The sequence below is a fragment of the Rhizobium sp. NLR16a genome (assembly GCF_017948245.1).
GTDB lineage: Bacteria > Pseudomonadota > Alphaproteobacteria > Rhizobiales > Rhizobiaceae > Rhizobium.
Genome location: NZ_CP072865.1, coordinates 2,230,250 through 2,256,777 on the forward strand (window position 1 = coordinate 2,230,250; position 26,528 = coordinate 2,256,777).

Annotated in this window: 25 protein-coding genes and 3 tRNA genes; 2 read left to right on the forward strand and 26 right to left on the reverse strand. The window is 60.0% G+C overall.

Annotated features, from left to right (window positions below):
- Positions 1–32 precede the first annotated feature (32 nt).
- From rpsC to rpsL, 12 genes are all read right to left on the reverse strand, one after another.
- Entirely contained in the window at positions 33–767 is a 735-nt protein-coding gene (rpsC, locus tag J7U39_RS10980) for a 30S ribosomal protein S3 (RefSeq protein ID WP_003573793.1), read from the reverse strand.
- Complete coding sequence (rplV, locus tag J7U39_RS10985) at positions 767–1,156, reverse strand: 50S ribosomal protein L22 (protein ID WP_004674922.1); 390 nt, start codon at positions 1,154–1,156, stop codon at positions 767–769. The genes rpsC and rplV overlap by 1 nt, the downstream gene beginning before the upstream one ends.
- A 2-nt stretch (positions 1,157–1,158) precedes the next feature.
- Positions 1,159–1,437, reverse strand: a complete 279-nt coding sequence (gene rpsS / locus J7U39_RS10990; RefSeq protein WP_007531666.1) for a 30S ribosomal protein S19 — start codon at positions 1,435–1,437, stop codon at positions 1,159–1,161.
- A 15-nt stretch (positions 1,438–1,452) separates the two neighbouring features.
- Complete coding sequence (gene rplB / locus J7U39_RS10995) at positions 1,453–2,289, reverse strand: 50S ribosomal protein L2 (protein WP_184452872.1); 837 nt, start codon at positions 2,287–2,289, stop codon at positions 1,453–1,455.
- A gap of 11 nt (positions 2,290–2,300) precedes the next feature.
- Positions 2,301–2,594, reverse strand: coding sequence for a 50S ribosomal protein L23 (locus J7U39_RS11000; protein ID WP_003547550.1), 294 nt, complete (start codon positions 2,592–2,594; stop codon positions 2,301–2,303).
- The gene (gene rplD, locus J7U39_RS11005) at positions 2,591–3,211 is read right to left on the reverse strand and encodes a 50S ribosomal protein L4 (RefSeq protein ID WP_004674918.1); all 621 of its coding nucleotides are present in this window, start codon (positions 3,209–3,211) and stop codon (positions 2,591–2,593) included. Before rplD ends, J7U39_RS11000 begins: the two co-directional genes overlap by 4 nt.
- 13 nt (positions 3,212–3,224) lie before the next feature.
- Entirely contained in the window at positions 3,225–3,866 is a 642-nt protein-coding gene (gene rplC, locus J7U39_RS11010) for a 50S ribosomal protein L3 (protein ID WP_004674916.1), read from the reverse strand.
- Positions 3,867–3,899: 33 nt separating this feature from the next.
- Positions 3,900–4,208 carry a 30S ribosomal protein S10 gene (gene rpsJ, locus J7U39_RS11015; RefSeq protein ID WP_003547547.1) on the reverse strand — a complete coding sequence of 103 codons (309 nt, stop codon included), beginning with the start codon at positions 4,206–4,208 and terminating at the stop codon, positions 3,900–3,902.
- 307 nt (positions 4,209–4,515) lie between these two features.
- The gene (tuf, locus tag J7U39_RS11020) at positions 4,516–5,691 is read right to left on the reverse strand and encodes an elongation factor Tu (RefSeq protein WP_011424970.1); all 1,176 of its coding nucleotides are present in this window, start codon (positions 5,689–5,691) and stop codon (positions 4,516–4,518) included.
- A 68-nt stretch (positions 5,692–5,759) separates the two neighbouring features.
- Positions 5,760–7,859: an elongation factor G gene (fusA, locus tag J7U39_RS11025; RefSeq protein WP_210628248.1), complete on the reverse strand. Its 2,100-nt coding sequence runs from the start codon at positions 7,857–7,859 to the stop codon at positions 5,760–5,762.
- Positions 7,860–7,888: 29 nt separating this feature from the next.
- Positions 7,889–8,359, reverse strand: coding sequence for a 30S ribosomal protein S7 (rpsG, locus tag J7U39_RS11030; RefSeq protein WP_004669085.1), 471 nt, complete (start codon positions 8,357–8,359; stop codon positions 7,889–7,891).
- A gap of 77 nt (positions 8,360–8,436) precedes the next feature.
- Positions 8,437–8,808, reverse strand: a complete 372-nt coding sequence (gene rpsL, locus J7U39_RS11035; protein ID WP_003547537.1) for a 30S ribosomal protein S12 — start codon at positions 8,806–8,808, stop codon at positions 8,437–8,439.
- A gap of 496 nt (positions 8,809–9,304) precedes the next feature.
- Here rpsL and J7U39_RS11040 point away from each other — a divergent pair, with 496 nt between their 5' ends.
- Positions 9,305–9,598, forward strand: coding sequence for a transcriptional regulator (locus tag J7U39_RS11040; RefSeq protein WP_085777819.1), 294 nt, complete (start codon positions 9,305–9,307; stop codon positions 9,596–9,598).
- Positions 9,599–9,699: 101 nt separating this feature from the next.
- Here the strand turns inward: J7U39_RS11040 and rpoC are convergent, their stop codons facing one another.
- From rpoC to J7U39_RS11105, 14 genes are all read right to left on the reverse strand, one after another.
- Positions 9,700–13,908 (reverse strand): DNA-directed RNA polymerase subunit beta', encoded by a 4,209-nt coding sequence (gene rpoC / locus J7U39_RS11045; RefSeq protein ID WP_064801902.1) that lies wholly within the window; start codon positions 13,906–13,908, stop codon positions 9,700–9,702.
- A gap of 188 nt (positions 13,909–14,096) precedes the next feature.
- Complete coding sequence (rpoB, locus tag J7U39_RS11050) at positions 14,097–18,236, reverse strand: DNA-directed RNA polymerase subunit beta (RefSeq protein ID WP_210628249.1); 4,140 nt, start codon at positions 18,234–18,236, stop codon at positions 14,097–14,099.
- Positions 18,237–18,494: 258 nt separating this feature from the next.
- Positions 18,495–18,875, reverse strand: a complete 381-nt coding sequence (gene rplL / locus J7U39_RS11055) for a 50S ribosomal protein L7/L12 (protein WP_210628250.1) — start codon at positions 18,873–18,875, stop codon at positions 18,495–18,497.
- 58 nt (positions 18,876–18,933) lie between these two features.
- Positions 18,934–19,452, reverse strand: a complete 519-nt coding sequence (gene rplJ / locus J7U39_RS11060; protein ID WP_064801896.1) for a 50S ribosomal protein L10 — start codon at positions 19,450–19,452, stop codon at positions 18,934–18,936.
- A 329-nt stretch (positions 19,453–19,781) separates the two neighbouring features.
- Entirely contained in the window at positions 19,782–20,483 is a 702-nt protein-coding gene (rplA, locus tag J7U39_RS11065) for a 50S ribosomal protein L1 (protein WP_064801895.1), read from the reverse strand.
- Positions 20,484–20,487: 4 nt separating this feature from the next.
- Positions 20,488–20,919, reverse strand: a complete 432-nt coding sequence (gene rplK / locus J7U39_RS11070; protein WP_009985507.1) for a 50S ribosomal protein L11 — start codon at positions 20,917–20,919, stop codon at positions 20,488–20,490.
- 175 nt (positions 20,920–21,094) lie between these two features.
- Entirely contained in the window at positions 21,095–21,625 is a 531-nt protein-coding gene (nusG, locus tag J7U39_RS11075; RefSeq protein ID WP_007791989.1) for a transcription termination/antitermination protein NusG, read from the reverse strand.
- A 17-nt stretch (positions 21,626–21,642) separates the two neighbouring features.
- A complete protein-coding gene (gene secE, locus J7U39_RS11080) occupies positions 21,643–21,843 on the reverse strand; it encodes a preprotein translocase subunit SecE (protein ID WP_003573826.1) in 201 nt (66 codons plus the stop codon).
- A 193-nt stretch (positions 21,844–22,036) separates the two neighbouring features.
- Positions 22,037–22,112 (reverse strand) — tRNA-Trp (locus J7U39_RS11085).
- 185 nt (positions 22,113–22,297) lie between these two features.
- Positions 22,298–23,191 carry an NAD(P)-dependent oxidoreductase gene (locus J7U39_RS11090; protein ID WP_210628251.1) on the reverse strand — a complete coding sequence of 298 codons (894 nt, stop codon included), beginning with the start codon at positions 23,189–23,191 and terminating at the stop codon, positions 22,298–22,300.
- Between the two features lie 174 nt (positions 23,192–23,365).
- Positions 23,366–23,500: a hypothetical protein gene (locus tag J7U39_RS32180; protein WP_257784632.1), complete on the reverse strand. Its 135-nt coding sequence runs from the start codon at positions 23,498–23,500 to the stop codon at positions 23,366–23,368.
- Positions 23,501–23,701: 201 nt separating this feature from the next.
- The gene (tuf, locus tag J7U39_RS11095; protein WP_011424970.1) at positions 23,702–24,877 is read right to left on the reverse strand and encodes an elongation factor Tu; all 1,176 of its coding nucleotides are present in this window, start codon (positions 24,875–24,877) and stop codon (positions 23,702–23,704) included.
- A gap of 321 nt (positions 24,878–25,198) precedes the next feature.
- Positions 25,199–25,272: transfer RNA gene (locus J7U39_RS11100), tRNA-Gly, on the reverse strand.
- Between the two features lie 24 nt (positions 25,273–25,296).
- Positions 25,297–25,381 (reverse strand) — tRNA-Tyr (locus tag J7U39_RS11105).
- A gap of 203 nt (positions 25,382–25,584) precedes the next feature.
- Here J7U39_RS11105 and rlmB point away from each other — a divergent pair.
- On the forward strand, positions 25,585–26,475 hold the full coding sequence (rlmB, locus tag J7U39_RS11110) for a 23S rRNA (guanosine(2251)-2'-O)-methyltransferase RlmB (RefSeq protein ID WP_210628252.1): 891 nt from the start codon (positions 25,585–25,587) through the stop codon (positions 26,473–26,475).
- The last annotated feature ends 53 nt before the right edge of the window (positions 26,476–26,528 follow it).

The window sequence follows — 26,528 nt, forward strand, 5'->3', positions numbered from 1 at the left end:
ACTTCTCCGAGCTTATCTTTCGCCAGCGCTAATTACGCGTTGTCGCGTTCGCGGCGACGATCGCCACGGTCGCGTTCGCGGCTTGCCGGACCCTGTGCGTCGCCTTCCAGCGCGCGACGTTCGGAAGCCATCGGATCGTGCTCAAGGATTTCGCCCTTGAAGATCCAGACCTTGATGCCGCAGATACCGAATGCGGTTTCTGCTTCTGCCGTGCCGTAGTCGATGTCGGCGCGCAGCGTGTGCAGCGGCACGCGACCTTCACGGTACCATTCCGTACGGGCGATTTCCGCACCGCCGAGACGGCCGGCGCAGGTGATCTTGATGCCCTCGGCGCCAAGACGCATCGCGGACTGAACGGCGCGCTTCATGGCGCGGCGGAAAGCCACGCGGCGCTCGAGCTGCTGGGCGATCGACTGAGCGACCAGAGTTGCGTCGACTTCGGGCTTGCGCACTTCGACGATGTTGAGGTGCGTTTCCGAGTTGGTCATATCGGACAGCTTCTTGCGGAGCTTGTCGATGTCGGCGCCCTTGCGGCCGATGATCAGGCCCGGACGAGCCGAGTGGATCGTGACGCGGCACTTCTTGTGCGGACGCTCGATAACCACCTTGGAGATCCCGGCCTGCTTCAGTTCGCTCATCACGAACTTGCGCATTTTCAGGTCTTCGTGCAGCAGCTGGCCATACTCGGCATTGTCCGCGAACCAGCGGCTATCCCAGGTACGATTGATGCCGAGACGGAAACCGATCGGATTGATTTTCTGACCCATTATGCGGCCTCCTCTGCTGCCTGCACTTCACGAACGACGATCGTCAGGTGCGCGAAGGGCTTTTCGATGCGCGACGCGCGACCGCGGCCACGAGCGTGGAAACGCTTCATGACGATCGACTTGCCGACGTAGGCTTCGGCGACGACGAGTGCGTCGACGTCGAGATCGTGGTTGTTCTCGGCGTTGGCGATCGCGGATTCGAGCGTCTTCTTGACGGCGCCCGCGATGCGCTTGCGGGAAAACTCCAGCTCAGCGAGTGCACGCTCGACCTTCTTGCCGCGGATGGCCGCAGCAACCAGGTTGAGCTTCTGGGGGCTGACGCGGAGCGTGCGGGCGACTGCTTGCGCCTCGTTGTCCTTCAGCCGGCGTTCGGCTTTTGCCTTGCCCATTGTTACTTCCTCTTCGCCTTCTTGTCCGCGCCGTGACCGTAGTAGGTGCGGGTCGGAGAGAATTCACCGAATTTGTGACCGACCATGTCTTCATTGACACTGACCGGGACATGTTTGCTGCCGTTGTAGACGCCGAAGGTGAGACCGACGAACTGCGGCAGGATCGTGGAGCGACGGCTCCAGATCTTGATCACTTCTGCACGTCCGCCTTCACGAACCTTCTCAGCCTTCTTGAGAAGATAGCCGTCAACGAACGGACCTTTCCATACTGAACGAGCCATTGGAGACTTCCTCTCTTACTTCTTACGCTGATGACGCGAGCGCATGATCATCTTGTCGGTCGACTTGTTCGACCGGGTGCGCTTGCCCTTGGTCGGCTTGCCCCACGGTGTCACTGGATGGCGACCACCGGAGGTGCGGCCTTCACCACCGCCGTGCGGATGGTCGACCGGGTTCATGACGACACCGCGGTTATGGGGACGCTTCCCGCGCCAGACGGTACGACCGGCCTTGCCGTCGTTGATGTTGGCGTGGTCCGGATTGGAGACGGCGCCGATCGAAGCAAGGCAGATGCCGCTTACGAGGCGCTGCTCACCGGAGTTCAGGCGAAGGATCGCCATGCCCTGGTCTCGACCCACCAGCTGTGCGTAGGAACCGGCGGAACGGGCGATCTGACCGCCCTTGCCCGGCTTCATTTCCACATTGTGGATGATGGAGCCGACCGGGATATACTGCAGCGGCATGGTGTTGCCGGGCTTGACGTCGACAGCCTTCTCCGAAGCGATGACCTTGTCGCCGGCGGCGAGACGCTGCGGAGCGATGATGTAGGCCTGCTCGCCATCCGAATAGCTCACCAGGGCGATGAAAGCCGTGCGGTTCGGATCGTATTCGATACGCTCGACCGTGCCTTCGACATCGAACTTGCGACGCTTGAAGTCGACCAGACGGTAGCTGCGCTTATGACCGCCACCGATGAAGCGAGCCGTGATGCGGCCGAGGTTGTTACGACCACCGCTCTTGGTCAGACCTTCCGTCAGCGCCTTGACCGGCTTGCCCTTGTAGAGCGAGGAGCGGTCCACGATGACCAGCTGACGCTGGCTCGGGGTCGTCGGATTGAATGTTTTCAATGCCATTTTCTTATTCCTCAGAGACCGGTGGAGACGTCGATCGTCTGGCCTTCAGCCAGCGTCACGACAGCCTTCTTCACGTCCTTCTGCTTGCCGACGAAACCGCGGAACCGCTTGGTCTTGCCCTTGCGCAGCAGAGTGTTGACGGCCGTAACCTTGACGCCGAACAGCGCCTCGACAGCAGCCTTGATTTCCGGCTTTGTCGCCTGCTTGGCGACATTGAAAACAACCTGGTTGTTTTCGGATACCAGCGTGGACTTTTCGGTGATCGCCGGAGAGACGATCACATCGTAGTGGCGAAGATCGGTCACTTGAATCGCTCCTCTAGCGCTTCAACCGCAGCCTTGGAAAGCACGAGCTTGCCACGGCGCACGATGTCGTAAACATTGATGCCCTGGATCGGCAGAACATCGATGTTCGGGATGTTCTGTGCCGCAAGCTTGAAGTTGCCGTCAAGCTCTGCGCCGCCGATGAAGAGGGCGTTGGTCAGGCCGAGCGTCTCGAAAGCGGACGCGAGAGCCTTGGTCTTGGCTTCAGCTGCGACCAGGTTGTCGATGACGATAACGTCATCAGCCTTGATCTTGGCCGAAAGGGCATGGCGAAGGCCGAGTGCCCGAACCTTCTTCGGAAGGTCGTGCTCGTGGCTGCGAACGACCGGGCCATGGGCCTTGCCGCCGCCGCGGAACTGCGGAGCGCGAGCCGAATGGTGACGAGCGCGGCCCGTACCCTTCTGCTTGTACATCTTGGCACCGGTGCGCGAGACTTCAGCGCGGCCCTTTGCCTTGTGCGTGCCCTGCTGCTTCTTGGCAAGCTGCCAGCGGATAACGCGGGCGAGAATGTCTTCGCGGGGCTCGAGGCCGAAAATCTCGTCCGAAAGGGAGACCTTCCCGGCGTCTTTTCCCTCGAGGGTCTTGACGTTCAATTCCATTGATCTGGCTCCCTTACTTCGCGGCCGACTTGACGGCGTCGCGCACGATGATCCAGGCACCCTTGGAACCGGGAACAGCACCCTTGATCAGGATCAGACCGCGATCTTCGTCGGTCGAAACCACTTCCAGGTTCTGTGTCGTGACGCGCGTCTGGCCCATGTGACCAGCCATCTTCTTGTTCTTGAAAACCTTGCCCGGATCCTGGCGCGAGCCGGTCGAACCGTGCGAACGGTGCGAAACCGACACACCGTGCGTGGCGCGCAGACCGCCGAAACCATGGCGCTTCATGGCGCCGGCAAAACCCTTACCGATCGTCGTACCCGTCACATCGACGAGCTGACCGGCGGCAAAGTGACCCGCCTTGAGCTCCGTGCCGATCTCCAGCAGATTGTCTTCCGACACGCGGAATTCTGCGAGCTTGGCCTTCGGCTCGACGTTGGCAACGGCAAAGTTGCCGCGCATCGCCTTCGACGTATTCTTCACCTTCGCCTGGCCGGCACCGAGCTGAACTGCGGTATAGCCATTCTTCTCGACAGTGCGCGTGGCAACGACCTGGCAGCCGTCCATACGCAGTACCGTTACCGGGACATGCTCGCCGGCGTCGTTGTAGACGCGGGTCATTCCCACCTTTTGTGCAATCACACCTGAACGCATCGGTTCAATCCTTCCAACTCAGCTCGAGCAAGCTCAGAGCTTGATCTCAACATCGACACCGGCGGCGAGATCGAGCTTCATCAGCGCGTCTACCGTCTGCGGGGTCGGGTCTACGATGTCGAGCAGGCGCTTATGCGTGCGCATCTCGAACTGTTCGCGGCTCTTCTTGTCGATGTGCGGGGACCGGTTGACCGTAAACTTCTCGATGCGGGTCGGAAGCGGAACGGGGCCCCGGACGCTTGCACCGGTGCGCTTCGCCGTCGACACGATCTCGCGCGTAGAAGCATCGAGAATCCGGTGATCGAACGCCTTCAGGCGAATGCGGATATTTTGGCCGTTCATTCGACGTTATCCTTGTGTTTGTTTTCCGCATGTCTCTGGACAAGACACGGGTTGTTCTTTCTTCCTAAGGCGGACCACCGGTTTCAAAGATCGAGAGGGCGCCGATACCCGACATCCCTATCCAGTCTTCAGGGCCTTCTAGCCCACCTTATTTGCTTGTTCAGTCACCGCTTCGTCATCCAAAGCGGCGCGCAAATCGCGCTCGCGCGCCATTTGCTACATTTCTGTGTAATAAGCAAGCGGCTTGCGCCGCCTGCATCACAATATTGTCATCGAATCGGCCACCCCACCGGAGTGGCCGAAGGAATTACTCGACGATCGAAGCGACGATACCGGCGCCGACGGTGCGGCCGCCTTCGCGGATAGCGAAGCGCAGCTTTTCTTCCATCGCGATCGGAACGATCAGCTCGACGTCAACCGTGACGTTGTCGCCCGGCATGACCATTTCCGTGCCTTCCGGAAGCGTCACGATGCCGGTAACGTCCGTCGTGCGGAAGTAGAACTGCGGACGGTAGTTGGTGAAGAACGGCGTATGACGGCCGCCCTCTTCCTTCGTCAGGATGTAGGCTTCTGCCTTGAACTTCTTGTGCGGCTTGACCGAGCCCGGCTTGCACAGGATCTGACCACGCTCGACGCCGTCACGGTTCACACCGCGGATCAGCGCGCCGATGTTGTCGCCGGCCTGGCCCTGGTCGAGCAGCTTGCGGAACATTTCAACGCCGGTCACCGTCGTCTTCGACGTCGGACGGATGCCGACGATCTCGACTTCTTCACCAACCTTGATGATGCCACGCTCGACGCGGCCGGTCACGACCGTACCACGGCCCGAGATCGAGAACACGTCTTCGATCGGCATCAGGAACGGCTGGTCAACCGGACGCTCAGGCGTCGGGATGTACGAGTCGACCGCTGCCATCAGTTCGCGGATCGCGTCTTCGCCGATCTTCTTGTCGGAATCTTCAAGAGCAGCAAGCGCCGAGCCCTTGACGACCGGAATGTCGTCGCCCGGGAAGTCGTAGGACGACAGAAGCTCGCGAACCTCGAGCTCGACCAGCTCGAGAAGCTCGGCGTCGTCAACCTGGTCGACCTTGTTCAGGAACACAACGATCGCCGGAACGCCGACCTGGCGGGCGAGCAGGATGTGTTCGCGCGTCTGCGGCATCGGGCCGTCAGCAGCCGAGCAAACCAGAATCGCGCCGTCCATCTGCGCCGCACCGGTGATCATGTTCTTCACGTAGTCGGCATGGCCGGGGCAGTCGACGTGCGCATAGTGGCGGGCCGGCGTCTCATACTCAACGTGCGCCGTCGAGATCGTGATACCGCGCGCCTTCTCTTCCGGAGCCGCGTCGATCTGGTCGTACGCCTTGAACTCACCGAAGTACTTCGTGATCGCTGCCGTCAGAGACGTCTTGCCGTGGTCAACGTGGCCGATCGTGCCAATGTTGACGTGCGGCTTGTTGCGCTCAAACTTACTCTTTGCCATTTTCGGCTCTCCGTTTTGCTAGTCCCCGAGAGGAGCTAATTCTTGTTATCGGTCAATTGGTATTCCGGTCACTTCTGACCGGAATACTTTGCCTGGATTTCGGTTGCGACGTTCGACGGGACCGGCGCGTAATGATCGAAGGTCATCGTGTACTGCGCGCGGCCCTGCGACATGGAGCGCAGGTTGTCGACGTACTTGAACATGTTGGCCAGCGGAACGTTGGCGCTGATGACAACCGCGATGCCACGGCTTTCCTGACCCTGGATCTGGCCACGGCGGGAGTTGAGGTCGCCGATAACGTCACCGACGTAATCTTCCGGGGTGACGACTTCGACCTTCATCATCGGCTCGAGGAGCTGAGCGCCGGCCTTCTTCGCTGCTTCACGGAAGCAAGCGCGGGAAGCGATTTCGAACGCCAGGACCGACGAGTCTACATCGTGGAACGCGCCGTCGATGAGCGTCGCCTTGACGCCGAGCATCGGGAAGCCAGCCAGCGGACCGGAAGACAGAACGCTCTCGATGCCCTTCTGAACGCCCGGGATGTATTCCTTCGGAACAGAGCCGCCGACGATCTTGGATTCGAACTTGAAGTCTTCGCCTTCCGGGTTCGGTTCGAAGATGATCTTGACACGTGCGAACTGGCCGGTACCACCGGTCTGCTTCTTGTGCGTATAGTCTTCTTCGGTCTGGCGCGTGATGGTTTCGCGGTAAGCAACCTGCGGCGCACCGACGTTTGCTTCGACCTTGAACTCGCGACGCATGCGGTCGACGATGATGTCGAGATGCAGTTCGCCCATGCCGGCGATGATCGTCTGGCCGGATTCCTGGTCCGTCTTCACGCGGAAGGACGGGTCTTCAGCTGCCAGGCGGTTGAGCGCGAGGCCCATCTTTTCCTGGTCGCCCTTGGACTTCGGCTCGATGGCGATCTGGATGACCGGCTCGGGGAATTCCATGCGCTCGAGGATAACCGGCTTCAGCGGATCGCAGAGCGTATCGCCAGTGGTGGTTTCCTTGAGGCCGGCGAGAGCAACGATGTCGCCCGCGAAGGCTTCTTCGATGTCTTCACGCGAGTTGGAGTGCATCTGCAGCATACGGCCGACGCGCTCGCGCTTGTCCTTGACCGTGTTCAGAACCGAGGAGCCCTTTTCGAGCTTGCCGGAGTAGATGCGTGCGAAGGTGAGCGAACCGACGAAGGGGTCGTTCATGATCTTGAACGCCAGCATCGAAAGCGGCTCGGCGTCGTCTGCATGACGCTCGATATCAGCTTCGGTCTTGAAGTCGATGCCCTTGATCGCCGGAATGTCGAGCGGCGACGGCAGGTAGTCGACGACGGCGTCGAGCAGCGGCTGCACACCCTTGTTCTTGAAGGCGGTGCCGCAGAACATCGGATGGAACTTGACGTCGATGGTGCCGCGGCGAACGAGTTCGCGGATCTTATCGTTGTCGGGCATGTTGCCTTCGAGGTAGGCTTCCATCGCAGCTTCGTCGATCTCGACGACCGTCTCGATCAGCTTTTCACGATATTCTTCAGCCTTGGCCTTCAGGTCATCCGGGATTTCGACGACGTCCCACTGGGCGCCGAGCGATTCGTCGCGCCAGATCAGGGCATTCATCTCGACGAGGTCGACAACGCCCTTGAAGTCGCTTTCAGCGCCGATCGGCAGCTGCATGACGACGGCGGTCGCACCGAGACGCGTCTTGATCATCTCGACCGAGCGGTAGAAGTCCGCGCCGGTCTTGTCCATCTTGTTGCAGAAGATCATCCGCGGAACATTGTACTTCTCAGCCTGGCGCCAGACGGTTTCCGTCTGCGGCTCCACGCCGGCGTTGGCGTCGAGCAGCGCGATGGCGCCGTCCAGAACGCGCAGCGAACGCTCGACTTCGATGGTGAAGTCGACGTGGCCGGGAGTGTCGATGATGTTGAAGCGGCGCATCTTGCCGTCACGGCCCTTCCAGAAGGTCGTGGTGGCAGCGGACGTGATCGTGATGCCACGCTCCTGCTCCTGCTCCATCCAGTCCATGGTGGCTGCGCCGTCGTGGACTTCGCCGATCTTGTGCGACTTGCCGGTGTAGTAAAGGATACGCTCGGTGGTCGTGGTCTTGCCGGCGTCGATATGCGCCATGATACCGAAATTGCGGTAGTCTTCGATCTTATATTCGCGAGCCATTGTGGACTGCCTTTCGATACCGTTCGGAATTACCAGCGATAGTGCGAGAACGCGCGGTTGGCGTCAGCCATCTTGTGCGTGTCTTCGCGCTTCTTGACGGCGGAGCCGCGGTTGTTGGACGCATCGAGCAGTTCGCCGGACAGACGGTCGATCATGGTGGTTTCGTTGCGCTTGCGGGCGGCGGCAATCAGCCAGCGAATGGCGAGAGCCTGGCGGCGCTCCGGACGGACGTCGACCGGAACCTGATAGGTCGCGCCACCGACGCGGCGCGAGCGGACTTCAACGTGCGGGGCAATGTTGTCGAGCGCAGAATGGAAAACCGAAAGCGGCTCCTGCTTGGACTTGCCCTGGACGGCGTCGAACGCACCGTAGACGATGTTTTCAGCAACGGACTTCTTACCATCGAGCATGATGGCATTCATGAACTTGGTCACGACGAGGTCACCGAACTTCGGATCCGGGTTGATCTCGCGCTTTTCTGCTTTATGACGTCTGGACATACTTTTCGTCTCTTCAACCGTTAAGGCGCTTCATCACGCGGAGGACCTCGCGCAGCGCCGGATTATTCAAAACCGAATTACTTCGGACGCTTCGCGCCGTACTTGGAGCGACGCTGCTTGCGGTTCTTGACACCCTGGGTATCGAGAACGCCGCGGATGATATGATAACGGACACCCGGAAGGTCCTTGACGCGGCCGCCGCGGATCATGACGACGGAGTGTTCCTGAAGGTTATGACCTTCGCCGGGGATGTAACCAATGACTTCGAAGCCGTTGGTCAGGCGGATCTTTGCGACCTTACGCAGAGCCGAGTTCGGCTTCTTCGGCGTGGTCGTGTAGACGCGCGTGCAAACGCCGCGCTTCTGCGGGTTCTCCTGGAGAGCGGGAACCTTATTACGCTTTACGTTCGCCTGGCGAGGCTTGCGGATCAGCTGGTTTACGGTAGGCATTCAACCATCCCTTACGTTTTTCTCAGTACCCTTGCGGGCTTGAACTCACGCCGTCTCCGGCAATGACGCATGCTTTCCGTCAATGCGCAAAATATGGCCCGATCCGCTTCCGCAGATGGACCACAAGGAGCAGAGGACGCATAAAATCCTGCGTCATGCGTGCAGCATCATGACTTCAACGTGCGTTTAGAACCTTGTTTGAGGTGAACTTCAGGGCGCGTCGCCCCGAACAGCCAAGCCTCACATGGGATCTGATGGGCGGGGTACTACTGGTTTCCACCCGTTCCGTCAAGGCCGGTTAAGAAATAAACTTGGCCGCATCACCTTGATATGCGGGCCGAACGCCCTGTTTTCATCCTTCTAGACGCATTCAGGGACGTGCGCCAAGATAAAAACTTGGGCCTTGCAGCAAAAGCGGTTAAGGAATCAGCAATTGCGGCGTTAGGTCCTCTCAGCGGATTCGACAAAGCGAATCTCCATGAACCGAGGACAGGCGATGATCACGACACCTGATAACGACAATAATTTCGACGGGCCGATGATCTTCATCATCATTGGCAAAGGCTATGAGTCCGAGGCAAGCGAAGGCATCGACCTGCACATCCTGCTGAAGGCGCCCGATGACGACACCGCCGTGCGCGAAGCCTTGAACGCTCTTGCCGAGGAGGGTTTCATCGAGGCCGATCTCGACCAGATCGGCATGCTGACCGAAATTCCGGCGGAAGAGCCGCACGCCTCGGCTTATCAGGGTGCGGTCGATGGCGAGGTCGCGATCATCCGGTTCAACTGACGGGAACGCCTTCCCTCCCCCGATCAATCAGAGGCTAGCACAAACGAAAACCGCCCGGATCGCTCCGGGCGGTTTTTCAATTCGTAGACCTCGGCTGCGGATTATTCCGCAGCCGGGGCGTTTTCGGCCATGTCCTGCAGCATCGGGGTGGCGACGGCCGCCCCAGTCCCCTTGCGGCGCTCTTCGAGAATCAGCTCGTCGCGCGACGTGGCGATGCGGCGAATCTGGGTCATGGTGCCGCCGGTGCCGGCCGGAATGAGGCGGCCGACGATGACGTTTTCCTTCAGGCCCTGCAGGCCGTCGGTCTTGCCGGCGATTGCAGCTTCCGTCAGCACCTTGGTCGTTTCCTGGAAGGACGCGGCCGAGATGAAGGACGGGGTCTGCAGCGACGCCTTGGTGATGCCGAGAAGAACCGGCTCGCCGCTGGCGGGCTTCTTGCCCTGCTCGATCAGGTGGTCGTTGACGTCCTCCAGCTCGATCCGGTCGACGTTGTCGCCGACGATGTAGGTCGAGTCGCCGGCATCGGTGATCTCCACCTTCTGCAGCATCTGACGGACGATCACCTCGATGTGCTTGTCGTTGATGACGACGCCCTGCAGGCGGTAGACTTCCTGGATTTCGTTGACGAGGTAGGAAGCCAGAGCCTCCACGCCCTTGATCGCCAGGATGTCGTGCGGAGCCGGGTTACCGTCGAGGATGTAATCACCCTTTTCGATATAGTCGCCGTCCTGAAGGTGGAAGGGCTTGCCCTTCGGGATCAGGTATTCGACAGGCTCGACACCGTCTTCCGCCGGCTCGATGATGACGCGACGCTTGTTCTTGTAATCGCGGCCGAGGCGGATCGTACCATCGATCTCTGCGATGATGGCGTGGTCCTTCGGACGGCGCGCTTCGAACAGTTCGGCAACACGCGGCAGACCACCGGTGATGTCCTTGGTCTTGGCGCTTTCGAGCGGCGAACGGGCGAGAACGTCACCCTGGGAGACCTTCGTGCCCGGCTCGACCGACAGAATGGCGTCGACCGAGAGCAGGAAGCGGGCGTCACCACCACGCGACAGCTTCGCGACATTGCCGCTGGCGTCCTTGATGACGATCGCTGGCTTGAGGTCCGAGCCGCGCGGGGTCGAACGCCAGTCGATGACCTGACGCTTGGTGATGCCGGTGGATTCGTCGGTTGCTTCCAGAACCGAGAGACCATCGACGAGGTCTTCGAACTGAACGGTACCGGCGACCTCCGTCATCATCGGCCGGGTGTAAGGATCCCACTCCGCCAGACGCTGGCCACGCTTGACCTTGTCACCTTCGTCGACATGCAGCTTCGAACCGTAGGCGACACGCTGCGAAGAGCGCTCGACGCCACGCTCGTCCAGGATCTGGACAGTCATGTTGCGGCCCATGGCAACGAGGCTGCCTTCAGAGTTGCGCAGCACGTTGCGGTTCTTGATCTGCACCGTACCTTCGTACGAGGCTTCCAGGAACGACTGGTCAACCACGGTTGCCGTACCGCCTAGGTGGAAGGTACGCATGGTGAGCTGGGTTCCCGGCTCGCCAATCGACTGGGCGGCGATGACGCCGACGGCTTCGCCCATGTTGACCGGCGTACCGCGCGCAAGGTCGCGGCCGTAGCAGACCGAGCAGACGCCCGTCTGGATTTCGCAGGTCAGCGCCGAGCGGATGCGGATCGACTGGATACCGGCCTTCTCGATTTCGATGACATCAGGCTCGAGGATCATCTTGCCGGCATCGACGATGCGCTCACCCGTCACCGGATGATCGATGTCGTCGAGCGCCGTGCGGCCGAGAATACGGGCGCCGAGCGAGGCTACGACCTGGCCGGCATCGACGATAGCGGTCATGGTCAGGCCGGTTTCGGTGCCGCAATCGACGTGCGTAACGATGCAATCCTGCGCGACGTCGACGAGTCGGCGGGTCAGGTAACCGGAGTTTGCAGTCTTCAAGGCGGTGTCCGCCAGACCCTTACGGGCGCCGTGCGTCGAGTTGAAGTACTCGTTGACGGTCAGGCCTTCCTTGAAGTTCGAGATGATCGGCGTCTCGATGATTTCGCCCGATGGCTTGGCCATCAGGCCGCGCATGCCGCCCAGCTGACGCATCTGGTTCGGAGAACCGCGGGCGCCGGAGTGGCTCATCATGTAGATTGAGTTCATTGGCTTTTGGCGGCCGGTGTTCTCATCGAATTCGACCGCCTTGATGCGAGCCATCATCTCTTCGGCGACCTTTTCGGTCGCCTTGCCCCAGGCGTCGACAACCTTGTTGTACTTTTCGCCCTGGGTGATGAGGCCGTCATTGTACTGCTGTTCGTATTCCTTCACCAGATTTTCGGTGTCGTTGACGATTTTGGCCTTCGTGTCCGGAATGACCATGTCGTCCTTGCCGAACGAAATGCCGGCGCGGCAGGCATGGGCGAAACCGAGCTGCATGATGCGGTCGCAGAAGATGACCGTGTCCTTCTGGCCGCAATGGCGGTAGACCGTGTCGATCATCTTGGAGATGTTCTTCTTGGTCATTTCCTGGTTGCAGATGTCGAACGGCACCTTGCCGTTCTTCGGCAGCAGTTCGCCGATGAGCAGACGGCCGGGCGTCGTCTCATAGATCTTCGAGTAGGGCTTGCCATCCTCGCCGATCGACTTGAAGCGGCCGCGGATCTTGGTGTGCAGCGTCACGACCTTGTTTTCCAGCGCGTGATGCAGCTCGCCGAGATCGGAGAAGGCCATGCCTTCGCCCGGCTCGTTCTGGTTCAGGATCGACAGATAGTACAGGCCGAGAACCATGTCCTGCGAGGGAACGATGATCGGCGCGCCGTTGGCCGGGTGCAGGATGTTGTTGGTCGACATCATCAGCACGCGGGCTTCGAGCTGGGCTTCGAGCGACAGCGGCACGTGCACGGCCATCTGGTCACCGTCGAAGTCGGCATTGAAGGCCGTGCAGACGAGCGGGTGCAGCTGGATGGCCTTGCCTTCGACCAGGGTGGGTTCGAAGGCCTGGATGCCCAGGCGGTGCAGCGTCGGTGCGCGGTTCAGGAGAACCGGATGCTCGCGGATGACCTCGTCGAGAATATCCCAAACTTCCGGCTTTTCCTTTTCGACCAGCTTCTTGGCCTGCTTGACAGTCGAGGAATAACCCTTGGCGTCGAGGCGGGCGTAGATGAATGGCTTGAAGAGTTCGAGCGCCATCTTCTTCGGCAGGCCGCACTGATGCAGCTTCAGCTCCGGACCGGTGACGATGACCGAGCGGCCGGAATAGTCGACGCGCTTGCCGAGCAGGTTCTGGCGGAAGCGGCCCTGCTTGCCCTTAAGCATGTCGGACAGCGATTTCAGCGGACGCTTGTTGGCGCCGGTGATGACGCGGCCGCGGCGGCCGTTATCGAAGAGCGCGTCGACAGATTCCTGCAACATGCGCTTTTCGTTGCGGATGATGATGCCGGGAGCGCGCAGTTCAATCAGGCGCTTCAGGCGATTGTTACGGTTGATGACGCGGCGGTAGAGATCGTTCAGATCTGACGTCGCGAAACGGCCACCGTCGAGCGGAACGAGCGGGCGCAGATCCGGCGGGATGACCGGGACGACCTTCATGATCATCCATTCCGGACGGTTGCCCGACTCCATGAAGTTCTCGACGATCTTCAGGCGCTTCATCAGCTTCTTCTGCTTGAGATCCGACGTGGTGTCGGCAAGTTCGGAGCGCAGATCGCCGGCGATCTTTTCGAGGTTCATCGAGGCCAGCATCTCGTAGATCGCCTCAGCGCCGATCATCGCGGTGAACTGGTCTTCGCCGTATTCGTCGACGGCGAGCATGTACTCTTCTTCCGAGAGGAGCTGGTGCTCCTTGAGAGCAGTCAGGCCCGGCTCGGTGACGATGTAGTTTTCGAAATAGAGGACGCGCTCGACATCCTTCAGCGTCATGTCGAGCAGTGTCGAAATGCGCGACGGCAGCGACTTCAGGAACCAGATGTGGGCAACGGGAGCAGCGAGCTCGATGTGGCCCATGCGTTCACGGCGAACGCGCGACAGCGTAACTTCGACGCCGCACTTTTCGCAGATGATGCCCTTGTACTTCATGCGCTTGTACTTGCCGCACAAGCATTCGTAGTCCTTGATCGGGCCAAAGATGCGTGCGCAGAACAGGCCGTCGCGTTCCGGCTTGAACGTACGGTAGTTGATGGTTTCCGGCTTCTTGATCTCACCGTAGGACCAGGAGAGGATCTTCTCCGGAGACGCGATCGAAATCCGAATGGAATCGAAATTCTGTGCAGGCACCTGCGGATTGAAAAGATTCATGACCTCTTGGTTCATGCCTGTCTCCTTCATGGGCTAAAGCGCCCTCAAAATGCGATGGCCGGCGGCAATTCCCGGGAGCCGCCTCCCTCGCTTAAACGAGAATAACCGCAAGATGCGGCGAAACTTCCCTTCCGGGCCGACACGGATGCGGCTCCCGGCGGGACCGGCGTGCGCCGCATTGGCAGCGCACGCCCTATCAATGTTTACTCGGCCGCGTCCGGCAGCTGGGTTGCCTGCGCTTCGTCGAGCTTGGTGTTCTCGAGCTCGACGCTGAGGCCCAGCGAGCGCATTTCCTTGACGAGAACGTTGAAGCTTTCCGGAATACCGGCTTCGAACGTGTCGTCTCCGCGGACAATGGCTTCGTAGACCTTGGTGCGGCCGGCGACGTCGTCCGACTTCACCGTCAGCATTTCCTGCAGCGTATAGGCGGCGCCATAGGCTTCGAGCGCCCAGACCTCCATTTCGCCGAAGCGCTGACCGCCGAACTGCGCCTTGCCGCCCAGTGGCTGCTGGGTCACGAGCGAGTAAGGGCCGATCGAACGGGCATGGATCTTGTCGTCGACCAGGTGGTTGAGCTTCAGCATGTAGATGTAGCCCACGGTAACCTGGCGGTCGAACTGCTCGCCGGTACGGCCGTCATAGAGCGTCGACTGGCCGGTGTCCTTGAGACCCGCCAAACGCAGCATGTCGTTGACGTCACCTTCGTTGGCGCCGTCGAAGACCGGCGTTGCGATCGAAACGCCGCGCTTCCACTGGTCGGCGAGACGCAGAACGGACTCATCGTCGAAGTCCTGGACCTGTTCGGCCTTGGGACCGTCCCCGACGACATCGCCGATGGTCTTGCGCAGCGGCTCGATGTTGCCATTGGCCTTATACGCTTCGATCAGTTCGCCGATCTGACGACCCATGCCGGCGCAAGCCCAGCCCAGGTGCGTTTCCAGGATCTGGCCGACGTTCATGCGCGAAGGCACGCCGAGCGGGTTCAGAACGACGTCGACATGCGTGCCGTCTTCCAGGAACGGCATGTCCTCGACAGGCACAATGCGCGAGACCACGCCCTTGTTCCCGTGACGGCCGGCCATCTTATCGCCCGGCTGGATCTTGCGCTTCACGGCAACAAAGACCTTGACCATCTTCATGACGCCCGGAGGCATTTCATCGCCGCGCTGGACCTTCTCGACCTTGTCCATGAAGCGCTGTTCAAGGCGCGACTTGGATTCGTCATACTGGCCGCGGAGGGCTTCGAGTTCGCCCTGCACCTTCTCGTCCTCGACGGCGAACATCCACCACTGGGAGCGGGGATATTCGGAGACGACGGCGTTCGAAAGTTCGGTGCCCTTCTTGAAGCCCTTAGGGCCTGCGATGGACACCTGGCCGCGCAGCATGTCGATCAGACGGCCGTAGACGTTACGGTCGAGGATCGCCTGCTCGTCGTCACGGTCCTTGGCGAGACGCTCGATCTCTTCGCGTTCGATCGCCATCGCGCGCTCGTCCTTCTCGACGCCATGGCGGTTGAAGACGCGAACTTCGACGATCGTGCCGTAGGTGCCGGGCGGCATGCGCATGGAGGTGTCGCGCACGTCTGAGGCTTTTTCGCCGAAGATGGCGCGCAGAAGCTTTTCTTCCGGCGTCATCGGGCTTTCGCCCTTCGGCGTGATCTTGCCGACGAGGATATCGCCCGGCTGAACTTCGGCGCCGATATAGACGATGCCGGCTTCGTCGAGGTTCTTCAGCGCCTCTTCCGAAACGTTCGGAATATCCCGGGTGATTTCCTCAGGGCCGAGCTTGGTGTCGCGCGCCATCACCTCGAATTCCTCGATGTGGATGGAGGTGAACACGTCATCGGCAACGATCCGCTCGGAGAGCAGGATCGAGTCTTCGTAGTTGTAGCCATTCCACGGCATGAACGCGACGAGCGCGTTGCGGCCGAGCGCCAGGTCGCCGAGATCGGTCGACGGACCGTCGGCGAGAATATCGCCGCGGTTGACGACGTCACCGACGGTGACCAGCGGACGCTGGTTGACGCAGGTGTTCTGGTTCGAACGCTGGAACTTCTGCAGGCGGTAGATATCGACGCCGGACTTGCCGGCTTCGAGGTCTTCCGTGGCGCGGATAACGATACGCGTCGCGTCGACCTGGTCGACCACGCCGCCGCGGCGGGCACCGATGGCGGCACCGGAGTCACGGGCGACGACCGGCTCCATGCCGGTGCCGACGAACGGAGCTTCGGCACGCAGCAGCGGCACGGCCTGACGCTGCATGTTCGAGCCCATGAGGGCGCGGTTGGCGTCGTCGTTTTCCAGGAACGGGATGAGTGCCGCAGCAACCGAAACGACCTGCTTCGGCGAAACGTCCATCAAGTTCATGCTGTCGCGAGGCGCGAGCATAACTTCACCTGCGTGACGGCAGACGACGAATTCGTCGACGAAGGAACCGTCAGCGTTCAGCTCGGCGTTGGCCTGGGCGACGTAGTACTTGGCCTCTTCCATGGCGGAGAGGTAGAGCACGTCGTTGGTTACCTTGCCTTCAACGATGCGCCGGTACGGGCTTTCGATGAAGCCATATTTGTTCACACGCGCGAAGGTCGCCAGCGAGTTGATCAGACCGATGTTCGGGCCTTCCGGCGTTTCGATCGGGCAGATACGGCCGTAGTGGGTCGGATGCACGTCGCGGACTTCGAAGCCGGCGCGCTCACGGGTCAGACCGCCCGGACCAAGGGCCGAAAGACGGCGCTTGTGGGTGATTTCCGAGAGCGGGTTGACCTGATCCATGAACTGCGAGAGCTGCGAGGAACCGAAGAACTCGCGGACGGCTGCGGCAGCCGGCTTGGCGTTGATCAGGTCCTGCGGCATGACCGTGTCGATTTCGATCGAGGACATGCGTTCCTTGATCGCGCGCTCCATGCGGAGCAGGCCGAGACGGTACTGGTTCTCCATCAGCTCGCCGACCGAGCGGACGCGGCGGTTGCCGAGGTTGTCGATGTCGTCGATCTCGCCCTTGCCGTCGCGCAGTTCGACCAGCATCTTGACCACGGCCAGGATGTCGTCCTTGCGCAGGATGCGAACGGTGTCCTCGACGGAGAGGTCGAGGCGCATGTTCATCTTGACGCGGCCGACGGCGGAGAGGTCGTAACGCTCCGCATCGAAGAACAGCGAGTTGAACATGGCTTCGGCCGATTCCATCGTCGGCGGTTCACCCGGGCGCATGACGCGATAGATGTCGAACAGAGCGTCCTGACGGTTCTCGTTCTTGTCAGCCGAAAGCGTGTTGCGGATATAGGCGCCGACATTGATGTGGTCGATGCCGAGAACCGGGATCTCGTCGAAACCGTTCGCGAGAATGACGGCAAGCGTCTTCTCGTCGATCTCGTCGCCGGCCTCGAGATAGATCTCACCCGTCGAATAGTTGACGATATCCTCGGCGAGGTAGTTGCCGTAAAGGTCGTCGTCGCCGGCCTTCAGCGCCTTCAGGCCCTTATCGGAAAGCTGGCGCAGCAGGCGCGGCGTCAGCTTCTTGCCGGCTTCCACCACGACTTCGCCGGTATCGGCGTCGACCATCTCGGTGATTGCCTTGGCGCCCTTCAGGGTTTCCGGCTTGAAGGGAATGCGCCAGCCTTCGCCGTCGCGCTTGTAGAGCGACTTCGTGTAGAAGGTGTCGAGAATTTCCTCGCCGTCCATGCCGAGCGCCATCAGCAGCGAGGTGACGGGGATTTTGCGGCGGCGGTCGATGCGGGCGTAGACGATGTCCTTGGCGTCGAATTCGATATCGAGCCAGGAGCCGCGATAGGGAATGACGCGGGCGGCGAAGAGCAGCTTGCCGGAAGAATGGCTCTTGCCCTTGTCATGGTCGAAGAAGACGCCCGGCGAACGGTGCATCTGCGAGACGATGACGCGCTCGGTGCCGTTGACGATGAACGTGCCGTTGTTGGTCATGAGCGGCATGTCGCCCATGTAGACGGACTGTTCCTTGATGTCCTTGATCGACTTTGCGCCGGTATCCTCGTCGATATCGAACACGATGAGACGGAGAGTGACCTTCAGCGGCGCGGCATAGGTCAGGTCGCGCTGGCGGCACTCGTCAACGTCGAACTTCGGCGGTTCGAATTCGTAAGACACGAACTCCAGCATCGAGGCGCCGGAGAAGTCGGTGATCGGGAAAACGGACTTGAAGACGGCCTGAAGGCCTTCGTCAGGGCGACCGCCCTTCGGCTCTTCAACCATCAGAAACTGGTCGTAGGACGCCTTCTGAACCTCGATGAGGTTCGGCATTTCTGCGACTTCGGGGATCTTACCAAAAAACTTGCGTACGCGCCTGCGACCATTGAACGAAAGGGTCTGAGCCATCGTCGCTCCTTCAAAATTGCATCCGGGCCTGCAACGGACGGGAACCGATGGCCAGTCGACCCCGCCGATCAATGAGTAGTTCAACCTCGTCCCACCTCCCGAAACAGCCAGGCCGGGTTGCCTTGGCGCTTCGGTTCGAGACCATGCTCTTGAAGAACCCATTACCCAAAAGCCGTTTTCACGCGGCTTTTGGGTAATTCGTTCAGGAAAACGGCAAATGGGAGGCAGTAAGTGCCACCTCCCACGTGCAGTTCAAGATTACTTGACGTCGGCCTTTGCGCCTGCGTCTTCAAGCTTCTTCTTGATGTCGGCGGCTTCAGCCTTGGAAACGCCTTCCTTGACAGCCTTCGGAGCGCCTTCGACGAGGTCCTTGGCTTCCTTAAGGCCGAGGCCGGTGATGGCGCGGACTTCCTTGATGACGTTGATCTTGTTGGCGCCGGCATCCGTGAGGATGACGTCGAACTCGGTCTTTTCTTCTTCAGCCGGAGCAGCAGCGCCTGCACCACCAGCAGCAGCAGCAACAGCTACCGGAGCAGCAGCGGAAACGCCCCACTTTTCTTCGAGAAGCTTCGACAGTTCTGCAGCTTCCAGAACGGTCAGCGAGGAGAGGTCGTCAACGATCTTTGCGAGATCAGCCATTTTACTAGTTCCTTTTGTTCGGTTCGAACCGGTTGATTATAAACAGCGAAAAACCGCCTTAAGCGGCTTCGTCCTTCTTGGCGTAGGCCGCAAACACGCGGGCAAGCTGGCTTGCCGGTGCGGCAACAACCCCAGCGATGCGGGTAGCCGGTGTCTGGATCATGCCCAGCAGCTTCGCACGCAGCTCATCGAGCGAAGGCAGGGTCGCAAGCGACTTGACTGCATCGGCGTTGAGCGTGGTTGTTCCCATGGCGCCGCCCAGAACAACGATCTTGTCGTTGGTCTTGGCGAAATCCATGACGACCTTCGGAGCGGTGATCGGATCGGTGCTGTATGCAATCAGCGTCTGACCCTTGAAGAGATTGGTAATCCCTTCCGCTTCCGTACCCTGAAGGGCAATTTTGGCCAGGCGGTTCTTCGCGACTTTGACGGTACCGCCAGCTGCACGCATCTTCGAACGAAAATCGTTCATCTGCGCGACTGTAGCACCAGCATAGTGGGCCACGACGACTGAGCCCGAAGCCTTGAAGACTTCGTTCAGTTCCGTGACGAATTCGCGTTTTTCCGCTCTTTCCACTGCCTATCTCCAGTTGGCGGGACCGAAAACGGGCCCGCCGGGTTGCCTTTTGCCTCCCGGGATCCAAAGAGATCCCAAGCGACGCTTGAGGATCCTGTCCCCCCGCGCTCCCGCGCCCATCAGGGCTAAAGAGGCACAAGGCATCCAAGGCTCGAACCGAGTTACGAGAAGTGAACTTCATGCAATTCGGGTCTTACCCGTCTCATGCAGGCGAAGTGATTAAGGGAAAACCACCTGCAATCTCGGACAGGATTCCGGATTTCTCCGGAATATTCCGGCCCCTTGCGAGGCCGGAAATTCAGTGACCGGGCCGAAGCCCGGTCATAAACTTATGCAGTCGGAGCTGCGGTGACCGAGCCGACTTCGATCTTGACGCCCGGGCCCATGGTCGAGGAAATCGCCACGCGCTTGACGTAGTTGCCTTTGGCGCCAGCCGGCTTCGCCTTGATGACGGCGTCGGCAAAGGCGCGGATGTTCTCTTCCAGAGCCTTGGCATCGAAAGAAGCCTTGCCGATACCGGCGTGAACGATGCCAGCCTTTTCGACGCGGAACTCGACGGCGCCGCCCTTGGAAGCCTTGACGGCTCCGGCGACGTCCATGGTGACGGTGCCGACCTTCGGGTTCGGCATCATGCCGCGCGGGCCGAGAACCTTACCGAGACGGCCGACGAGCGGCATCATATCGGGGGTGGCGATGCAGCGATCGAAATCGATCTTGCCGCCCTGGACGATTTCGACGAGGTCTTCGGCGCCAACGACATCGGCACCGGCTGCCTTGGCTTCGTCAGCCTTGGCGCCGCGCGCGAAGACGGCGACGCGAACCGTGCGGCCCGTGCCGTTCGGCAGGTTGACAACGCCGCGAACCATCTGGTCCGCATGGCGCGGGTCGACGCCGAGGTTCATCGAGACTTCGATGGTTTCGTCGAACTTGGCGACAGCCCGCTCCTTGACCATGCCGATGGCCTGAGTCAGAGCGTAGAGCTTGGTGGGATCAACACCTTCGTTGATCTTGCGTGTGCGCTTGCCAGCCATGATCTTAACCCACCACTTCCAGGCCCATGGCGCGGGCAGAGCCCTCGATCATCGCCATTGCACCTTCGATATCTGCTGCGTTCAGGTCCTTCATCTTGGCTTCGGCGATCGTCTTGATCTGAGCCTTGGTGAGGGTACCAGCCTTTGCGCCCTTGCCCGGGGTCTTGGAACCGGAGGTGATCTTCGCTTCCTTCTTCAGCCAGTAGCTGACCGGAGGCTGCTTCATCGCGAAGGTGAATGACTTGTCCTGGTAATAGGTGATGACGACCGGAATCGGCATGCCCTTTTCCATTTCCTGCGTGGCGGCATTGAACGCCTTGCAGAATTCCATGATGTTAATGCCACGCTGACCAAGCGCCGGACCAATCGGCGGGGACGGGTTTGCCGATCCTGCCTTGACCTGAAGCTTGAGCTGGCCTGCAACTTTCTTAGCCATATCTCTCTGCCTTTCATGAACGGCCGGTCGCCCGGCCCGTGATGCCGGATTTCTCCGGCGGCTGCGGTTGCGTGGTGCGGATCATTAGGGTCCGGCTAAGACCCCTCACCTTCCACGCGGATGCGGACTAGGTCCGCCGGAAACAGGCCCCAAAGGCCAGCCTCCAATTTTGCAATCAGACCTTCTCGACCTGCGCATATTCCAGCTCGACCGGCGTTGCGCGGCCGAAGATCGACACTTCCACCTTCAGGCGCGAACGCTCTTCGTCCACATCCTGAACTGTGCCGTTGAACGAAGCGAAAGGACCGTCGGAAACGCGGACCTGCTCGCCGATCTCAAAGGTAACGGATGCCTTCGGCCGCTCGACGCCTTCCTGAACCTGACCGAGAATGCGCTCGGCTTCATAATCCGGAATCGGAACGGGCTTATTGTCGGAGCCGAGGAAACCTGTGACCTTCGGCGTATTCTTGATCAGGTGGTAAGCCTCGTCCGTCAGATTGGCGCGGACCAGGACATAGCCCGGGAAGAACTTGCGTTCGCTATCGACCTTGCGGCCGCGACGCACTTCCACAACCTTTTCGGTCGGCACGAGAATCTTCTCGAACAGGTGCTCGAGCCCCTTCTGGCGAGCCTTGTTCTCGATGTCCTCAGCCACCTTCTTTTCAAAATTCGAGTACGCGTGGACGATGTACCAACGTGCCGCCATTTTCATCTCCACCCGTATCAGTTGCCGGTATTGAGCACGAAGCTCAGGACCCAGCCGATCAGCTGGTCAGCGGCAAAGAAAAACAGCGCGGCAAAAACCACCATCACCAGCACCATGACCGTCGAGATCATCGTCTCGCGGCGCGACGGCCATGTGACCTTGGACGTCTCGGAGCGAACCTGCTGCAGAAACGCAAACGGATTGGATTTGGATGCCATCGACTGCCCACGCAATTACGGCGCGTAAAGCTGAAACTATCAGCCCCACGCACCGCGTGTCTGTTGAACCCTAAATAAACACCGATTTCCGAATGCACAAGAGGGAAACCGAAGTTTAACGAAATTAGTTGCCACCGATCGATCCCGAGCCGGAATGCCGCGACAATCGCCGCGCTGTCCGTATCAGGGAAGATGGCAGGGGCAGAGGGGCTCGAACCCCCGACCTGCGGTTTTGGAGACCGCCGCTCTACCAACTGAGCTATACCCCTTCATGCCTGTCCTTCAGCCCCCCGGGCCAAGACCCGCAAATCGCTGCCGAAATGCATGGCGCTCCCTTTAAGACGGCGGCAGCGGATTGGCAAGCACGATTTTCGATTTTCAAAGCCTTCTGCTCATTTGCGAGCGTCCGCTTTTCTGCAGGCGTCCGCTTTTCGATCGCGCAACCGGAGAGCATTCAGACCTTCACATATTTCCGCCAGTCGTGTTCTTCCTTGAAACCCAACACCTCGCGAATCTTGCGGTTGGAAAGCAGCCCCTCAAATTCACCGATCTCGCGGGTGAAGGGCACGCTCGGGAAGAATCGCTTCGCCAGCTCTTTCGACGGCGTATTGGCGGAAACCGTATCGTTAGCGGCATTGAAGACCTGATAACCAAGCCCGTCCTTCTCGATGCAGAGATGGCAGATCTGCCCGAGGTCGCGAGCGTCGATATAGCTCCAGGTGATGCGCTTGCGCATCTCGGGATGGGCAAAATAGGTCGGAAACCTCTCATATTCATGCGGCTCGATAACGTTGCCGATGCGCAGCGCATAGATGTCGAAGCCCGATCGTTCGGCAAAGGCGCGGGCCGTCTTTTCGTTGACGACCTTGGAAAGGCCGTAAGAATCCATCGGATTGACGTCGTAATCTTCCTCCAGCGGAAACTGGTGGAAGTCGCGGTGGCCTTCGGCGAAGCAGACGCCGTAGGTCGTTTCGCTCGACGCGACGATGATTTTCCGGATGCCAAGCTTCACCGCCGCTTCGATGACATTGTAAGTGCCCATCACGTTGATGCGGAAGGTCTCGTTGTCGGGTTTGATCAGGATGCGCGGAATGGCGGCGAAATGCACGACGGCATCAAATGGCTGAACGCCCCTGCCCGCGTCGAGATCGGGAAAATCGCGATGCATCGACAGCGCGTTGAAGACCTGGCCGCTATCGGTGATGTCGGCGATGAGATTGGTGACGCCGGGGCTGTCCAGAGGCACGAGATCGAGGTTGTGAACCTCGTACCCTGCATTGACGAGCCATGGCACGGCATGGCGACCTGCCTTGCCGGAACCGCCTGTGAACAGAATCCGCTTTTTCATGGAAATGTCCTCCGCATGATGAAACCGGAGGCATAGTTAGACGCTTCCGCGCGAAGAGCAAGCGAGCGTCCTGCGAGGGGCTTCACCCCGCCGCGCCAGGAGCACCCTATCCGGGAGCACCTGGCCAATTATCGCCCTATCACCGCAGCCCCGTGCGATGAACTGGAAAGGTCGTCACTTGACGACGCTTACCTCATTGATCTGCACTCCGGCCGATTGAACAACCTCTTGCGGAATCGCAGCGATGAAAAACATCGTGAAAACATACATCGCGAATATCGTCGCAACGAATGTGGCCTTTGGAATCATCCCGACTCTCCTCTTTACAAGGAGGAGTCTGGACTAAAATGAGCCAATCACAACTGCTTTCTGAACGTGAGATGAACAAAATACTGTGACGGGCGTTTTTAACGATATTTTTACAACACCTGTTAAACGGCTCAGATGCATCAAAAACGAAAAACCCCGCTGTTTCCAGCGGGGTTTCCTGATTGTGGATAACCTGAAAGGTTACTCGACGATTGAAGCGACGATACCGGCGCCGACGGTGCGGCCGCCTTCGCGGATAGCGAAGCGCAGCTTTTCTTCCATCGCGATCGGAACGATCAGCTCGACGTCAACCGTGACGTTGTCGCCCGGCATGACCATTTCCGTGCCTTCCGGAAGCGTCACGATACCGGTAACGTCCGTCGTGCGGAAGTAGAACTGCGGACGGTAGTTGGTGAAGAACGGCGTATGACGGCCGCCCTCTTCCTTCGTCAGGATGTAGGCTTCTGCCTTGAACTTCTTGTGCGGCTTGACCGAGCCCGGCTTGCACAGGATCTGACCACGCTCGACGCCGTCACGGTTCACACCGCGGATCAGCGCGCCGATGTTGTCGCCGGCCTGGCCCTGGTCGAGCAGCTTGCGGAACATTTCAACGCCGGTCACCGTCGTCTTCGACGTCGGACGGATGCCGACGATCTCGACTTCTTCACCAACCTTGATGATGCCACGCTCGACGCGGCCGGTCACGACCGTACCACGGCCCGAGATCGAGAACACGTCTTCGATCGGCATCAGGAACGGCTGGTCAACCGGACGCTCAGGCGTCGGGATGTACGAGTCGACCGCTGCCATCAGTTCGCGGATCGCGTCTTCGCCGATCTTCTTGTCGGAATCTTCAAGAGCAGCAAGCGCCGAGCCCTTGACGACCGGAATGTCGTCGCCCGGGAAGTCGTAGGACGACAGAAGCTCGCGAACCTCGAGCTCGACCAGCTCGAGAAGCTCGGCGTCGTCAACCTGGTCGACCTTGTTCAGGAACACAACGATCGCCGGAACGCCGACCTGGCGGGCGAGCAGGATGTGTTCGCGCGTCTGCGGCATCGGGCCGTCAGCAGCCGAGCAAACCAGAATCGCGCCGTCCATCTGCGCCGCACCGGTGATCATGTTCTTCACGTAGTCGGCATGGCCGGGGCAGTCGACGTGCGCATAGTGGCGGGCCGGCGTCTCATACTCAACGTGCGCCGTCGAGATCGTGATACCGCGCGCCTTCTCTTCCGGAGCCGCGTCGATCTGGTCGTACGCCTTGAACTCACCGAAGTACTTCGTGATCGCTGCCGTCAGAGACGTCTTGCCGTGGTCAACGTGGCCGATCGTGCCAATGTTGACGTGCGGCTTGTTGCGCTCAAACTTACTCTTTGCCATTTGAATGCTTCCTGTGAACGAAATGGTGGCCCCGGCGAACCGGTTTAGTGCCGCCGTTTAAGGCTTTCGGCGAAATTGCGCAAGACTTAATTGCAGAGACCAATCTTGGCGTGACAGCGCATATGGGAGACAATTCGCCGCCTGCAAGGCGATTCGCCGGGACCCTTCCAAAAATCGCTGGAATCTCAAAGAAAATCGCGCGGAAGCCGCCGCCATTGGCGTCCCTCGCCTACGGCAACAGCAGTCGGCGTACACCCACGGCTGGAAACAGCGCGCGCGACGACCGTGACTGCGATCGCATCAACTGGCTTTAGGGGAGACTGGAGCGGGTAGCGGGAATCGAACCCGCGTATTCAGCTTGGAAGGCTGCTGCTCTACCATTGAGCTATACCCGCGGGATGGTCCGATCCAATGACGAATGGTGGAGAGAGTTGGATTTGAACCAACGTAGGCTGAGCCAACGGATTTACAGTCCGTCCCCTTTAACCACTCGGGCATCTCTCCAGTTTTTCGTCCGGATCTTGAAGACCAAGTTCGTCAGACTTCGAAGCGTTGCCGCCCGTCGTCTGCGCCGCGTATATGACCGGAGCATTTCCGTCTGTCAACACGATGACAATGGAAAAAACACGAAAAATTTCATTCGACGCCGAAAGCCGGCACATGAAAGAAAGCCTATGCGGCAGCGAACGCCATGGCTATAAAGCCGCATGAGCAAAGACAACAAATCCGGCGGCAAGGCCGCGACAGACCCATCCGCCAAGGATACGCACTACGCCAATCTGAGGCGCGCCCACCGCGACGCCAAGCGCGAACGCGGCGAGATCCCGACACCCCAGCCACAGAAGCGCCGGCGGGGAGCTGAGGACTGGAAGCCGCCGGTACTCGCGCCCGACCAGGTCTATCTCTATGGCCTGCATACGGTGCGCGCTGCTCTCGACAATCCGGAGCGCAAGAAGATCAAGCTGTTTACGACGCAGAATGCGCTCGCGCGTCTGGAAATCGACGTCGAGACGCTAGGCATTCCCTTCGAAATCGTCTCGCCGCACGAGATCGACAAGGTGCTCGGTCCCGAGGCGATCCATCAGGGCGTCATGCTGGAAACGCGGCCGCTACCGGTGCGCCGGCTCGAAGCGCTGAAGGACAGCCCTCTTCTGCTCGTGCTCGACCAGGTCACCGATCCGCACAATGTCGGCGCGATCATGCGCTCGGCCGTCGCCTTCAATGCCGGGGCGGTTATCACCACCCAGAGACATAGCCCGACCGAGTCAGGTGTGCTCGCCAAGTCCGCCTCCGGCGCCCTGGAACTGATACCTTATATACAGATCACCAACCTCGCCGAGGCGCTTGGCGAATTGCACAAGCTCGGCTTCTCCACCATCGGCCTCGATTCGGAAGGACCGGCGCCGCTCGAAGGCACCTTCTCCGGCGACAAGGTGGCGCTGGTGCTCGGCTCGGAGGGCAAGGGGCTCAGGCAGAAGACGCGCGAAACCGTCAACGCGCTTGCCCGCCTCGACATGCCGGGCGCAATCAAGTCGCTGAACGTCTCGAATGCAGCGGCGATTGCGCTTTATGCGGCGCGGCTCTATCTGAAGCCATAAGCGGGGCAACAGGCGACCAGATCAATTCCAACGACCGCAGTCGTCACGCCAAG

Bases quoted from the DNA above. Each gene is read 5' to 3' on its own strand.
- rlmB (WP_210628252.1), top strand. From the start codon at position 25,585: ATGAGCAAAGACAACAAATCCGGCGGCAAGGCCGCGACAGACCCATCC.
- rpsG (WP_004669085.1), bottom strand. From the start codon at position 8,359: ATGTCCAGACGTCATAAAGCAGAAAAGCGCGAGATCAACCCGGATCCG.
- rplC (WP_004674916.1), bottom strand. From the start codon at position 3,866: ATGCGTTCAGGTGTGATTGCACAAAAGGTGGGAATGACCCGCGTCTAC.
- tuf (WP_011424970.1), bottom strand. From the start codon at position 5,691: ATGGCAAAGAGTAAGTTTGAGCGCAACAAGCCGCACGTCAACATTGGC.
- rplL (WP_210628250.1), bottom strand. From the start codon at position 18,875: ATGGCTGATCTCGCAAAGATCGTTGACGACCTCTCCTCGCTGACCGTT.
- rplA (WP_064801895.1), bottom strand. From the start codon at position 20,483: ATGGCTGGCAAGCGCACACGCAAGATCAACGAAGGTGTTGATCCCACC.
- rplB (WP_184452872.1), bottom strand. From the start codon at position 2,289: ATGGCATTGAAAACATTCAATCCGACGACCCCGAGCCAGCGTCAGCTG.
- rpsL (WP_003547537.1), bottom strand. From the start codon at position 8,808: ATGCCTACCGTAAACCAGCTGATCCGCAAGCCTCGCCAGGCGAACGTA.
- secE (WP_003573826.1), bottom strand. From the start codon at position 21,843: ATGGCATCCAAATCCAATCCGTTTGCGTTTCTGCAGCAGGTTCGCTCC.
- tuf (WP_011424970.1), bottom strand. From the start codon at position 24,877: ATGGCAAAGAGTAAGTTTGAGCGCAACAAGCCGCACGTCAACATTGGC.
- rplK (WP_009985507.1), bottom strand. From the start codon at position 20,919: ATGGCTAAGAAAGTTGCAGGCCAGCTCAAGCTTCAGGTCAAGGCAGGA.
- fusA (WP_210628248.1), bottom strand. From the start codon at position 7,859: ATGGCTCGCGAATATAAGATCGAAGACTACCGCAATTTCGGTATCATG.
- rpsS (WP_007531666.1), bottom strand. From the start codon at position 1,437: ATGGCTCGTTCAGTATGGAAAGGTCCGTTCGTTGACGGCTATCTTCTC.
- rplD (WP_004674918.1), bottom strand. From the start codon at position 3,211: ATGGAATTGAACGTCAAGACCCTCGAGGGAAAAGACGCCGGGAAGGTC.
- nusG (WP_007791989.1), bottom strand. From the start codon at position 21,625: ATGGCGGCACGTTGGTACATCGTCCACGCGTACTCGAATTTTGAAAAG.
- J7U39_RS11090 (WP_210628251.1), bottom strand. From the start codon at position 23,191: ATGAAAAAGCGGATTCTGTTCACAGGCGGTTCCGGCAAGGCAGGTCGC.
- rpsJ (WP_003547547.1), bottom strand. From the start codon at position 4,208: ATGAACGGCCAAAATATCCGCATTCGCCTGAAGGCGTTCGATCACCGG.
- rpoB (WP_210628249.1), bottom strand. From the start codon at position 18,236: ATGGCTCAGACCCTTTCGTTCAATGGTCGCAGGCGCGTACGCAAGTTT.
- J7U39_RS11040 (WP_085777819.1), top strand. From the start codon at position 9,305: ATGATCACGACACCTGATAACGACAATAATTTCGACGGGCCGATGATC.
- rplV (WP_004674922.1), bottom strand. From the start codon at position 1,156: ATGGGCAAGGCAAAAGCCGAACGCCGGCTGAAGGACAACGAGGCGCAA.
- J7U39_RS32180 (WP_257784632.1), bottom strand. From the start codon at position 23,500: ATGATTCCAAAGGCCACATTCGTTGCGACGATATTCGCGATGTATGTT.
- rpoC (WP_064801902.1), bottom strand. From the start codon at position 13,908: ATGAACCAAGAGGTCATGAATCTTTTCAATCCGCAGGTGCCTGCACAG.
- rpsC (WP_003573793.1), bottom strand. From the start codon at position 767: ATGGGTCAGAAAATCAATCCGATCGGTTTCCGTCTCGGCATCAATCGT.